This window comes from Roseateles sp. GW823-FHT07B05 (genome assembly GCF_058794515.1).
The window spans coordinates 524,341-537,102 of the sequence record NZ_JBXAGX010000002.1; the positions used below are offsets into that span (position 1 = coordinate 524,341).

General features: G+C 64.0%; 11 protein-coding genes. 2 read left to right on the forward strand and 9 right to left on the reverse strand.

Annotation, left to right across the window (positions count from 1 at the left end; genetic code table 11):
* Nucleotides 1–84 precede the first annotated feature (84 nt).
* The 8 genes from AC1Q7O_RS06595 to AC1Q7O_RS06630 form a co-directional block, all read right to left on the reverse strand.
* Nucleotides 85–978 carry an XrtA system polysaccharide deacetylase gene (locus tag AC1Q7O_RS06595; RefSeq protein ID WP_492660067.1) on the reverse strand — a complete coding sequence of 298 codons (894 nt, stop codon included), beginning with the start codon at nucleotides 976–978 and terminating at the stop codon, nucleotides 85–87.
* A gap of 170 nt (nucleotides 979–1,148) precedes the next feature.
* Complete coding sequence (locus AC1Q7O_RS06600) at nucleotides 1,149–2,246, reverse strand: XrtA/PEP-CTERM system-associated ATPase (protein WP_394514429.1); 1,098 nt, start codon at nucleotides 2,244–2,246, stop codon at nucleotides 1,149–1,151.
* Between the two features lie 25 nt (nucleotides 2,247–2,271).
* Complete coding sequence (locus AC1Q7O_RS06605) at nucleotides 2,272–3,843, reverse strand: TIGR03016 family PEP-CTERM system-associated outer membrane protein (RefSeq protein ID WP_492662675.1); 1,572 nt, start codon at nucleotides 3,841–3,843, stop codon at nucleotides 2,272–2,274.
* Nucleotides 3,791–4,762 carry an XrtA-associated tyrosine autokinase gene (locus AC1Q7O_RS06610; protein WP_492660065.1) on the reverse strand — a complete coding sequence of 324 codons (972 nt, stop codon included), beginning with the start codon at nucleotides 4,760–4,762 and terminating at the stop codon, nucleotides 3,791–3,793. Before AC1Q7O_RS06610 ends, AC1Q7O_RS06605 begins: the two co-directional genes overlap by 53 nt.
* A 1-nt stretch (nucleotide 4,763) precedes the next feature.
* Nucleotides 4,764–6,350, reverse strand: coding sequence for an XrtA system polysaccharide chain length determinant (locus AC1Q7O_RS06615; protein WP_492660064.1), 1,587 nt, complete (start codon nucleotides 6,348–6,350; stop codon nucleotides 4,764–4,766).
* A gap of 72 nt (nucleotides 6,351–6,422) precedes the next feature.
* Entirely contained in the window at nucleotides 6,423–7,082 is a 660-nt protein-coding gene (locus tag AC1Q7O_RS06620; RefSeq protein ID WP_492660063.1) for an XrtA/PEP-CTERM system exopolysaccharide export protein, read from the reverse strand.
* A 300-nt stretch (nucleotides 7,083–7,382) separates the two neighbouring features.
* Nucleotides 7,383–8,117 carry a sterol desaturase family protein gene (locus AC1Q7O_RS06625; protein ID WP_492660062.1) on the reverse strand — a complete coding sequence of 245 codons (735 nt, stop codon included), beginning with the start codon at nucleotides 8,115–8,117 and terminating at the stop codon, nucleotides 7,383–7,385.
* A gap of 10 nt (nucleotides 8,118–8,127) precedes the next feature.
* Nucleotides 8,128–8,994, reverse strand: a complete 867-nt coding sequence (locus tag AC1Q7O_RS06630; protein WP_492660061.1) for a ThiF family adenylyltransferase — start codon at nucleotides 8,992–8,994, stop codon at nucleotides 8,128–8,130.
* A 115-nt stretch (nucleotides 8,995–9,109) separates the two neighbouring features.
* Here AC1Q7O_RS06630 and AC1Q7O_RS06635 point away from each other — a divergent pair, with 115 nt between their 5' ends.
* Both AC1Q7O_RS06635 and AC1Q7O_RS06640 read left to right on the forward strand, forming a co-directional pair.
* A complete protein-coding gene (locus tag AC1Q7O_RS06635) occupies nucleotides 9,110–10,258 on the forward strand; it encodes a nitroreductase family protein (protein ID WP_492660060.1) in 1,149 nt (382 codons plus the stop codon).
* Nucleotides 10,259–10,362: 104 nt separating this feature from the next.
* On the forward strand, nucleotides 10,363–11,121 hold the full coding sequence (locus AC1Q7O_RS06640; protein WP_492660059.1) for a PEP-CTERM sorting domain-containing protein: 759 nt from the start codon (nucleotides 10,363–10,365) through the stop codon (nucleotides 11,119–11,121).
* Nucleotides 11,122–11,416: 295 nt separating this feature from the next.
* Here the strand turns inward: AC1Q7O_RS06640 and AC1Q7O_RS06645 are convergent, their stop codons facing one another.
* Entirely contained in the window at nucleotides 11,417–12,715 is a 1,299-nt protein-coding gene (locus tag AC1Q7O_RS06645; protein ID WP_492660058.1) for a GNAT family N-acetyltransferase, read from the reverse strand.
* Nucleotides 12,716–12,762 lie beyond the last annotated feature (47 nt).

The window sequence follows — 12,762 nt, forward strand, 5'->3', positions numbered from 1 at the left end:
CAACGCCGCATGCATCGCCGCCCCCTCGGGGGACCGGCCGGGCACACCCGCGTTCAGCGGCGTGGAACTGGACGAGGGGCTTCATCACGCCGGGCTCAGCGAGCGCTCGACAGCGCCCGGGCTGGCCTCGCAGCCCAGGAAGATCTCGTCCATGCGCCCCCAACGGAAGTCGTCCAGCAGCCGTGCGATGCGGCCGCGGGTGCGCTCGATGTTGACGTAATGGCGGAAGCGCGTCTTGGCGTCGATGCCGGGCACGCGGGGCTGGTCGGGGTCGATCTCCCACGGATGGAAGTAGAAGACCGCGGACTGACCGTCGACCTCGTTGACACGGCGGATCATCCAGCGCGACAGCGCATACGGCAGCAGCCGGAAGTAGCCGCCGCCGCTGCTGGGCAGGTTCTTCGAACCCATGCGCAGCGTCGTCACCGGGATCTCCAGCAGGCCCTCGCGCACCGGATAGGCAAAGCGCGGCGAGTCGGGCATGCCGTAGTGGTCGTGGGCGATGGGGTAGACGCTGCTGGAGTAGCGGTAGCCGGCATCGCGCAACACGTCGAAGGCCCACAGGTTGCCCTTGCCGATGGAGAAGCTGGGCGCGCGGTAGCCGACGACGGGCACGCCGCCCAGGTCCTCCAGCAGCTTCTTGGCGCTGGCGATGTCTTCGAGGAAGGCGGCGGGACTCAGGTCGCTGGCACGCTCATGGCTGTAGCCATGGCTGGCCAGTTCGTGGCCGCCGGCGACGATGGCCTTGACGACCTGCGGGTAGCGCTCGGCGATCCAGCCCAGCGTGAAGAAGGTGGCCTTGACGTCCTTCTCGGCCAGCAGCGCGAGGATGCTGGCGATGTTGCGCTCGACGCGGCACTCCAGCCCGTTCCAGTCCTCGCGGCGGATGTAGGGCGCGAACGCGGAGACCTGGAAGTAGTCCTCCACGTCGATGCTCATCGCATTGCGCGGGGTGGGGTTCTTGGTGGGCATCAGCATGTCAGTGTCCCGGGCGTTGCGCATGAAGCAGCGGAACGGCGCCGGGCCGCCCCAAGCCGGCCCGCAGGCGATGTGCTTGCGGCCCGATGCCGCAAGCATCGCCGTCCCCGCGGGGGACCGACCGGGCTTGCCCGCGTTCAGCGGGGCGAGACTGGGCGAGGGGCTTCATTTCAGTGCTGTTTGACGGCGTCGACCAGCTTCTGCAGCAACGCCAGCGTCTGCAGGTTGATGCGCTCCAGCCGCATCATGCTGCGCTCCAGGCGCTGCAGGCGGTCGGTGTGGTGGTCGGCGTTGAGCGCGGCGATCTCGCTGGACAGCCCATCGACCTCGGCCGCACTGATCTTCAGGCGCGACACGTCCAGCGCGCCGGGTGCGCTGTCCAGTGCCGCCGGGCGGCTGTCGGGCAGCTTGGCGGGCACGCTGTCCAGCGGACTGGCGTCGCTGTGGCGCGGCGTCTCGCTTTCCTGCGCGATGTCGCGCAGCACTTCCTTCACGTCGGCCAGCGTCAGGTGCGTGCGGCCCTGCATGAAGCCCAGCAGCAGCAGGCGGTCGCACAGTCGGTTGATGCGGCGCGGAATACCGTTGCTGGCCTTGTGGATGGCCGGGAAGGCATCGTGGTCGAAGGTGGGCTTGCCGGTGGATCCCGCGCACTTTAGGCGGTGCTCCATGTAGCGCTGGGTTTCGTCCTCGTCCAGCGGGCCGATGTGGCAGGTGGCCGCCACGCGCTGGCGGAACTGCTCCATCTCCGGCTTCTGCAGGATGCCGCGGAACTCCGGCTGGCCGACCAGGAAGGTCTGCAGCAGCGACTGGTTGGCGAACTGGAAGTTGGACAGCATGCGCAACTCCTCGACCGCGCGGGCGGTCAGGTTCTGCGCCTCGTCGACGATGAGCAGGCAGCGCTTGCCCTGCGTGACCTGGTTGACGAAGAACGCTTCCAGCGTCATCAGCAGCTCGGACTTGGGCGCGTCCTTCACGCGCACGCCGAACGCGGCGCCGACCATGCGCAGCGTGTCCTCGGCATCGAGCTGCGTCGTGACGACATTGCCGATGACGACGTTGCTGCGGTTCAGGCTGTCCAGCAGGCCGCGCAGCAGCGTGGTCTTGCCGGCGCCGATCTCGCCGGTGATGACGATGAAGCCGTCATTGCGCAGCACGCCGTAGTCCAGGTAGGCCTTGGCCCGGCGATGCTGCTTGCTGCCGTAGTAGAAGTTCGGGTCCGGGCTGAGCTGGAAGGGCTTGCTGCTCAGGCCGTAGAAGGCTTCGTACATAGTCGGTGGGCCTGGATCGTTTCGGTCAGAACTGCTGGGTCAGGCTGGCGTAGGCCGCATTCTCGGTGTAGGGCGTGACACCTTCGAAACGGCTGTGGCGAGCGCCGAGCTGCACAGCGAGCCGTCCGCCCAGCCGTGCCGTCCAGTTGGCCGACAGGCTGGTCAGCTGCGTCGACAGGCCGTCCCGGTCGCCCATGGACTCCTGGCGTGCAGCCACCAGCGACAACCCCGAGGCGGGCGTCAGCTGGTAGCCGGCGGACAACGAGTACGAGCGCTGCTCGACACGGGACGTGCTGCTCAGGTCGCCACCGTTCACATTGTTGCCCAGGCGGCCCGACAGCGACCGGCTCAGCTGCGCCGACAACGTGGCGCGCACGCCCTGCAGCGTGATCCCCAGTTGCTGGCTGCGCAGCTTGCTGGGCCCGGACGACAGGAAGCCCACCGCGGCCACGGCATCGGGCGACAGGCCCAGCCGCTGCAGGTCGCCGCGCACCAGCACGTCCCGCTTGATCGGATCCGGCTCTCGCGACGCGTAGAGCAGGAAAAGCAGGTCGTAGTTCGTCCGCACGCCGCCAGCCGCGCCGGTGTTGCCCAGCATCGTGCTTTGCGAATCGCTGTAGCGCACCACCGCCCGCTGCAGTCGGTGCTCTGCGGTCAGCGCATGGCTGTTGCCGTATTCGTGGCGTTGCCAGTCCGCGGACAGCCGCGTGCGCGCCGTCGGCGTCCATTCGGCCAGCGCACCCGTCGTCGCGCCGCTGCTGTTGGTCGTACCCAGGTAGTTGGACCGCTCGCGGCCAACGTTCGCGGAGAAGTTCCAGTCAGGATCAGGCCGGTAGTTCAGCCCCCATCGCAGCGAGGTGGCGCGGTTGGACGGCGTCGATGCCGCCGTGACCTGCTGGGTGCTGGCGCTGAACCACCAGCCCAGCGCGCTAGCAGTGACCTGATCGATCCGCAGCGAGCCCCCATTGCCCCGGCTGTCGCCCAGGCTGGAGCCCCGGACTTCGGTCTGCGTGAAGTCGCCACGCAATTCGTAGCGCGCCGAGCCCCCCAGCCTGCCGCGCAGCGACGGCGAGACGGACAGCACCATGGTCTCGCGCTGGTTCGGGTTGGCGAGGTTGGCAATGGAGCCCTGCGAGCCTGCCGTCGGGATGCTCTGAACGCCGAAGGCGGAACCGCTCTGCTGACCGATGCTGGCCCGGGCGTCAACGAACAGGGTCTGGCTGACAAGTTCCGCCTGGCCGCTGGCCGACAGCGCGTTTTGCACGCGTGACGGCTGATCCGTCTTCACGTAGGCAATGCCGTTGAGCGAGTAGTCCAGCGTGCCGCGCAACATGCCGTTGTTGCTGGAGACACTCAAGCCCGGCGACACGGTGGTCACCAGGGCCGCATCCTTGTTCTGGTCGGCCAACTGCAGGTTGTCCGTCCAGCTCTGCATCACCGTCAAACGGGGCGTGATCGACAGCCCGCGCCCGCCCGCCTTCTCGCCATCCTGTGCTTGTGCAAGCGCGGCCCAGGCGACGAGTGCGATGGCGAGATGGCGGGGCTCAGCTTTGCGCCGAGTCATTGCTGCCATACCCGTAGCCATATCCGTAGCCATACCCGTAGCCGTAGCCGTAGCCGTACCCGCCGGCCGCGTTGGGGCTGGCCTGGTTGAGCAGCATCATCTTGACCGGGCAGTTCTCGATCGCCGCCAGCGCCTGCTGCACCGCACTCTGCGGCGTCTTCTCAGCATGGACGACGATGATGATCTGGCCCACGTGAGACGCCAGCACGCGCGACTCGGTCGTCAGCAGCAACGGCGGCGAGTCAAAGATGATGATGCGGTCCGGGTAGCGCTTGGCCATGTCGTCGAGCAGTTGGCTCATCGAATCGCTGGCCAGCAGCTCGGTGGCACGCGCATGCGGCGTGCCGCTGGGCAGGATGGTCAGCTTCTCGACGTTGGTGCGCAGCAGCACCTCGGACATGTCGACACGCCCCTCCAGCACGTCCAGCAATCCCGGCCCCTGCGGCAGGCCCAGCATGCGCAGCACCGAGGGCCGCGCCACGTCGGCATCGACCAGCATGACCGTGTTGTCCAGCTCGGCCGCGATGCTGAGTGCCAGGTTGATGGACGTGAAGCTCTTGCCCTCACCAGCCAGCGCACTGGTCACCATCAGCAGGTTGGCATGGTTGATCGTCGCCGCCCCTTTGCCCATGGCGTTCTTGATCAGCGGGCGCTTGATGACGCGGTACTGGTCACCGGTCTGCGAACGCGGCGTGTGCGGCATCAGGAACCCCTGCGCAGCCAGCGCCACCACGTCCAGCTCGACGCGCTTGGACGACGGGTGCGTGCCGTCGTCCACCACCGAGATGCCCACCTGGGGCTTGGCCGGCACGGGCACCGGGGCCGGCGCCATCACCGGTGCAGCAGCCACGGGCTCAGCGGCAGGGGCAGCCTGTTCATCCCCCGGCAGCACCACGCCAGCCTGGCGCAATTGCTCCAGCCGCTGGGCGGCCTGTTCAATCAAGCTCGTCATGTCAAACCACCTGCCGACTCAGTTGGACGGCCAGCACCGTCAAGGCGATGGCAAACATCACCAGCAATCCCCCAGCCCCCGCGGAAAAGCGGATCAGGTCGACGCGCTGGCGCGCCCGATCGGCATCCGTCACCAGGCGGGTCACCACCCCCAGGATGGGCAGCTCCACCCGCGCACGCAGGTCGTTCGCATCGTGGAACACCGGGCGCAGTTGGCTGGCGGCGAAGGTCGTGAACACGCCGACGCCCAGCGCGGCTGCCATGGCGCCGGCCAGCATCAGCAGCCGATTCGGCGCCACCGGCTTGGGGTTGGCGCGCGGCGGATCGATGACGCGGAAGTCCGCCACGCCCGAGGCCACGTCCAGTTCACCCGAGATCGACGCCTGCTCGCGCCGCTGGACAAGGTCTTCGTAGTTTTTCTTGTGGATGGCGTAGTCGCGGTTCAACTGCGCCTGCTCTGCCTCGATCTGTGGCGCCGTCTTCAGTGCCGCCATAGCTTGCGCGTACCGGGCGGAATACTCGTCCACGCGCGCACGCAGCGAGGCCACCTGCACCTCGGAGGTCGCCAGCAGGCGCACCATCTCCTGAACGGCGGGGCTGCCGGCCGTCTGCCCTGCGCTGACAACAGGCACATTCATGGCCGCCTTGCGCAGTTCGGCCAGTTCGCGCTTGCGCTGCTCTTCCAGATCCTTGATGAGCTTGCGGGTCGAGATGATGTCGGGATGCTGGTCCGTGTAGCGCTGCAGCAGACCGTCGAGATTGCGACGCAGGTCGGCCAGACGTCCATCCAGCTCGGGCGTGCTGACATTGGCACCGGCTTCCTGGATCAGGCTCTGAGTTGCAGTCTGGGCCCCGCCCCGGGCCTTTTCCGCTTCCAGCTGCGTCTTGGCCGCATCGCGCGCGTTGATGGCCTCACGGTATTCCAGCCGCGCACGCTCCAGCTGCGTACCTACCTCGGCAATATGCCCCGCCGAATCCTTGCCATCCATGGCCATCGACAGGTTCTTCAGCCGGAACTCCTTCAGCCGCGTCTCGGCCTCCTCCAGCTTGGCCTCATAGGCCTTGATCTGTTCGTTGATGAACGTGGTGGCCGTCGACGTGTCTTTTCGGGACGCCCCCAGGCTGGACTCCACGAAGATGGACACCAGCGATTGCACCACGCGCTTCGCCGTCTCTGGGTTGCTGTCCCGGTATCCCAGGATGTACAGGTTGTCGCGACCGCTACTCTGGATGGACAGGTTGCTGGACACCGCGTCGATGGTCGCCTCCTGCTGCGCCTTGGACTGGTTTTTCAGATCCAGGTCGGCCATGCGCACCAGCTTTTCGACGTTGGGGCGGGTGATCAGCGTGCGGCTCAGCATCGACACCTGTTGATCGACATTGGGCTGCACCGCCAGCCCCGCCATCAGCGGCTTCAGGATGGACTGCGTGTCGACGTAGATGCGGGCGCTGGCTTCGTAGCGGTCAGGCAGCACGAAGACAACCACCGCGCCGACGATGCCCGCCACCCAGGCCACCACAAGGCCGATCCAGCGGTACTTCCACATCCGCTGGACGATGATCAACACCTGGGCAATCAACACTTCCATCTGCAACGGTCTCGTTAAAAGCTGATGCGCGGAAGGGCTTGGCTACGAGCCAGGCACACCGCCTCCGGAGATTCAGAACAGGCTCTGCGGAATGATGAGGATGTCGCCCGGCCGCATTTCCACGTTCGCCGACACATCTCCGCGCTTGATCAGATCCTTCAGGCGCACGGAATACTGCTTTCCGCCCTCGGCCGTGCGAAGGATGGTTGCACTGTTGCCGGCCGCGAAATCCGTCAGACCACCCACAGCGATCATCACGTCCAGCAGCGTCATCTTCTGCTTGAACGGCAGGAACTGCGGGCGCGCCGCCTCACCCACGACACGGATCTGCTCGCTGTAGGGACCGACGAAACTGGTGACGATGACCGTCACCACCGGGTCGCGCACATATTTGCTGAGCTGCTTCTCGACGTCACGCGCCACTTGCACCGACGTTTTGCCCTGGACCATCAATTCATCCACCAACGGCGCCGAGATTTTTCCGTCAGGCCGCACGGGCACCGACATGGACAGCTCCGGGTTGCGCCACACCTGAATATTCAGGTTGTCACCGGCGCCGATGATGTAGCTGTAGTCATCCGCCGCCGCCGAAGCCGGCGCGCGCGGGTATTTTCCTTCGGTGGCACAACCTGCCAGGAAAAGCGCCAACAAAGCCGTCAGAGCGGCTAGAAAAACACCGCGAGGAGAATTCGTCTGCAATGCGGTCATTCCGCGGCCGGCAATGAATTTCAAAGCTGTTCCCCTGTAGGCCCTGGTTGGCAGTCATCACCCATGGTCGCAGGCAAGCGACCCGAAGGCGACGCCGTCGCGCAACGGCGGCCACAAAAAACGCGGATGATGCCACAGCAGCAGCGGCACCGCCGCCTGCATCTGAGGGGCTGGGAGCGGTCGCCGCACACCCTCATCGGCTCGCCCGGCCCTGACGAAACTGGCACCCGAGCCCCGCCTGCGCGGGCCCGAGGCACTGTCGCGACTCACGAGCCGCCGCCAGCCGGAAAAAATACCCGAACTCGACCCCACCCAACGGCGAGCTCAACGCGCGGGGCGATCCGACTTCAGCGCCGTCCCCATCAGCCGATCGAAGATCGGAAAAGTGATATTGAAGTTGTAGTGCGCCATCTTGCTGGTCTGATGGTGCTCGATGTGACTGCGCGACAGGCCGCGCAGCCAGGGCAGCGACCTCACGAACGCCGTATCGCCAGCGTGATAGGTGAAGTGCAGCAGCTCATAAAGCAGATAGTAGCCATAGGCCACCAGCGCAAAAAACAGCGCATCGTCCCGGCCAAAGAGCATGTAGACGACTCCAGCGCACGCCGCAATCAATACCGCCAGACCGACAAATATATACACAGGCAGGATTGCCGCATAATAGTCCCGCGGCTCTTCGAAATAGAATTTCTCGTTCGCATAGAAGTTGTGATGGATCGTGACGTGCTCGTACAACCTCGTCAGACCGGGCATCTTGCGGTGCATGGGGTACCGGTGCAAAAAGTACTCGATACCGTTGGCAACCAAGAAGAAGACGGGCAACAGCACCAGATGGCGCAAACCAAACCCACCCATGCTCACGAACAGCGCACAGATGATTGCCAGAAGCACCACCAGATTCAACAGCGCATACCAGCGCCCATCGAGGCGACCGGACACGCTCTCCCGAAATTCACGTCGGTACTGTTCAGAACCAAATGGCGCGCGAGAACCAGCAGCGGCGACATCCAGGACATTTGACACGTCACGCATTTGAGGGCCACCTTTCATCGTTGCCATGGCAAGGGCTTCAACGCCCCTTGAGCACCGGCCGAATCAACATCATCAGAATTCGCTGCAGCGGGTTCGCATTACCGAAGGGGCGCCACGTGTAGCGCAGCTTCTGATGATAGGCATCGAACTGCAGCGCCCAAGGCGCCGCCCGCAAAGTTCCGCGACCGAGCAGGACTTTCAACACGGAAGTCCCCATCACGCCTGCACAGAGATCGCAGGCCATCATCGTCGAAGGCCCGCGCATCTCTGAAAAGTTCACCGCCTCCGGATCGACCAGATAGTCGCGCTGCAGCATGGCGGGCGACAAACCTGCAATGAACCGTGCGTACTGCTCCTGGCGCGGCTGACCCGCCACGCGGAAGTAGTCCTCGAAACTCACCCCCCCCGGCTTGAAATACAGCAGCGAAACCCCCATCCCCAACGGCGCCGCCGTCAAGGCCGGAATACCTCGCCGCTCGCAAGCACCAAAAATCAGCCGGCGCACCTCGGGCACAAAGAAATCCAGGCTATCAACATACACCTGAACACCATCCAGGAAAGCATCGACATTCCCCTCATTGATGCCGGCGTCGAATACTTTGACGTCCGCTTCAGGGTTGATATCCTTGGCCATCTCGGCCATGACCTCCGCCTTGGGGCGCCCAATGCTTGACATGCCAGCACCCACTTGGCGGTTGAAGTTATGCACTTCAAAACTGTCAAAGTCAGCGATGTTGAAGGCACCGATGCCCAGTCGCGCGAGCGTCAACAGATGGGCCCCACCCACCCCACCCAGGCCTGCAATGGCAGCCCGCGCGCCCCGCAGGCGGGCTTGCTCATCACGCGTCACCCAGCCGATGTTGCGGGAAAACGCCGCACCGTAGTCGAAAGTCGAGTTATTCATCACCGAATCCCTGTAGCGAAGATCTCACGCAAGCCCACCGCGTCGACACAAATCCGTCGGCAGGCCGTAACGCTCACCCACAATCTGCCGCACACAAAAAGCAAGGCCACGCACCATGAGCCAGACGCCTGACATTCACAAGATTCTTGACCTTGCTCGCTGGGCACCAAGCGGCGACAACACGCAGCCCTGGCGTTTCCAGATCGAAGGGCCTTGGCATGTCGTGGTGCATGGCTTTGATACCCGCGAGCATTGTGTCTACGACCTGGATGGCCATCCAAGCCAGATATCCATGGGCGCCTTGATCGAAACGGCAGCGATCGCCGCATCCACTCAGGGCTTGACGCTTGAAGCCATCCGCCGAGCGGATACACCAGAGCATCGGCCTCTTGTGGATCTCCGGTTCTCCCCGTCCACAAACGTACAGCCTGACCACCTGGCCGCCTCCATCCAGAATCGCAGCGTCCAACGCAGGCCACTCAGCACACGTCCGCTGCAGCCGGAAGAACTGGCGGCGCTGGCGGCTTCGGTCGGCCCGCACCACCGCGTTGCGTGGATGGAAAGCTTTTCTGCACGACTGCGCGTGGCCCGCATGCTATTTCATTCGGCCAAGCTGCGGCTGATCATGCGCGAGGCTTACGAGGTACATCGAGACATCATCGAATGGAACGCGCGCTACAGCGAAACCCGCGTTCCGGATCAAGCGCTCGGGGCCGACGCTGTCACCACCAAGCTGATGCGGTTCGCGATGACCTCGTGGGAACGAATCGATTTCATGAATCGCTACCTCGCCGGCACGGTCGCACCACGCATCCAACTGGATTTCATCCCCGGCCTCGCCTGCGCGAGCCACTTCGCCATCCAAGCAGAACGAGCGCCGCGCGGCATCGATGACTACATCGCCGCCGGACGGGCGATGCAGAGGTTCTGGCTCACGGCAACATCACTGGGCATCCAGTTGCAGCCGGAGATCACACCGCTGGTTTTCGCAAGATACGCACGCGAGCGGCGACACTTCTCCAAACTGCCCGCCGCCGCGGGCTACGCCCAGCAAATCGAGGCGCGGTTAGCGACATTGCTCGGCGGCGCCCCGGTCGCCGAACGCACCGTGTTCATGGGCCGCGTAGGCAAAGGGGCTGCCGCATCAGCGCGTTCGCTCCGCCGCCCGCTGGATGAGCTGATGTTGACGCCGGGGTCCAATGCACTGTCGGGAAGCTTTACACCCAGCACCCCAGCCACCCAGATAAAAACCACAAGTCATTGATAATAAAAGAGTTTTCCAATCTGGCACGGCTTCTGCTTTAAATGCATCGACTAGGCCTCGGTCCCTACCGAACAGTGTTTCAACGTGTCATTGGAGCGAATCAAATGAACAAGCTTCTCAAACTGGCAGTCGCCGCAGCATCTGCAGCCCTCTGCTTCACCGCCCAAGCCGGCGCCGTGCTGGATGACTTCAGCCAAGCGCAGACCAAGATCCAGACGGACGTCAACAACTCCGGCGAGATCTGGGGTACGTCCTCCTTCTCCAGCAGCATCCTTGGCGGCTATCGCGATATCTCGATCGAGAAGCTGACCGGTGCGAACAACAACGACGTCGGCACCGTGAGCGCCGTGGTCGCCCAAGGCATCTACTCGTTCAGCACCGAAGCTGACGTCTACGCGGTCGGCAAGATCGTCTGGGACGGCATCAATGATGCGTCCACTGGTGTCAACAAGAACACCGGCCTGGGCAACCAGGACCTGGCCGTTGGCGCCAATGCGTTCCAACTGACCGTCGTGTCCGCCGACCTCGGCTTCCCGTTCCAGATCGACGTCTACACCTCGGCCACGCAGTTCTCGTCGTTCCGCACGACCGCCCTCGGCCCGGGTACCTTCCAGATCCCGTTCGTCTGCTTCCTCGTGAACGTCTGCCCGTCGGCAACGCTGACCACGGGTGGTGGCGGTGCTGACTTCTCGAAGATCAACGCCATCGTCGCAACGGTGAACGTTGCCGGCTCGACCAACTCGGTCGACCTGCGCCTCGACAACGTGGTGACCGTGCCGGAACCGGCGTCGCTGGGCCTGGTCGGCGCCGCGATCCTGGGCCTGGGCCTGGTTCGCCGCCGCAGCAGCAAGGCTGCCAAGTAATCGGCAGTTTCCTGCTGGTTAGAGAAAGGGCCCTTCGGGGCCCTTTTTTACGTCTGTGTCAGCCACCAACTCCGACGTCTTCATTGCACGGGAGGGGGCGACCACATGGGGCGGAATGCTCCGACACAACGAACTGGCTCAATACCGCAGTCACGCTGTGGTATCGAGTTCCACTTCCCGCATGAAATCAGAGCAGTGCCCCACAACCACTCGCTGAGCTGTGCTCATGGCGACCTAGAACTAAATGGGCTGAGGCTCACCAAAGAGCGTTCAGCCCGATTTCGAGAACAGTCGCCTACTGCAGAAGGTCCCCGGAAGTCCGCCCGACTTCCAGCGCGGCCACGCAACGCCGCCAGGCGAGATCGGGCTCATCCAGCCTGAAACCGAAGAAGGTTCCTTGGTCAGTCTGCCTTCGGCGAGCGACACGCACTTCGACGACAGACCGCTCATCCTTGCCCAGATCTACAACGGCGTGTCCAACGACGTCGCCAGACGGCAGGTCCAGACCCGATTCAGCCTGGAAGCCCATCAAGGACAGCTCGATCACATTGACCACGAACGTGCGCCCGCCATCAGGTGTGTCGAAACTGACGGACGCCGGGCATCGGATGGAGTACCGCTGGTGTTGCCGCAAGGGGTGACCCTCGATGACGGAACTCTCCAGCAACGGCAGCACCGAGCGGTATTCCGGCAACGTGTTGTAGATGGACCAGAGCAGGGACTTCTTGCGGTCATCCATGCTGTCGAAGACCTTGGTCTTGACGTTGAAGAAGTAGTCCAGCAGTTCCGGCGTCATCACCGGGTCGTTGGTGGTGAAGTACCGCCTGGCCGGCAGCTTGATGTTCGGCAGCTGATGCTGGAAGAAGTAGTGGTGCAGGTTCTTCCGCGCCGGCCGGCCGCGGTAGCCGACTTTGAAAATCTCGCCCGCGTACTTCAGGTCCAACTCGGCGCCGATGGCCGGAGCGCCGTTGGCGAAGTCGTAGTTGTCGACCACCTTCTCCTGCAGGCGGCCGAAGAACAGCAGCGCTTCATACAGCTCCACCTTCTCCGGGTTCACGGCAATCACGATATGCCGGGTATCAAAGTACTCCGTGCAGTACTGGTGCATGAACTTCATCAACGGAAACAGGATCGCGCCGCCGGTCTTGCGAAAGTCCGGGTGCACCGCCAGCGCCGAAATTTCGGCGATGTTGCCGCCCTTCGCACGGACATGCTCGAGTTCGAACACCGACTGCAACGGGAACCCGAAGACGCCTTCCCGGATCATCGAGATGGTGCCGACCACGCGCCCGTCGTACTTTGCACACAGCGTCGTGGTGGTCGGCAGCGCGTGGTACAGCGTCACACGCATGCCTGACGGGTCCGGCTTCATGAACCCGCTGGCGACGTAGGCGTCATGCAGGATGCGGAAGCAGGCTTCCAGCTCTTCCTTCGTGTCGGCGATCTTCAGCTCAAGCCGACTGTCTGGCGCCGGATCGCAATCCACCATGGTGCGGTAGATCGCGAACCGGAGGCTGCTGGGCAGCACGCCGAACGCGCGCCGCAGGTAGCCATGCAGCTTCTTGCGCAGGCTGGATCGCTTGATGGTGGCCATACGGAAGCTCGCTCGTTCTCAGCTAAAAAACTGCGCCCAAGCCGCCG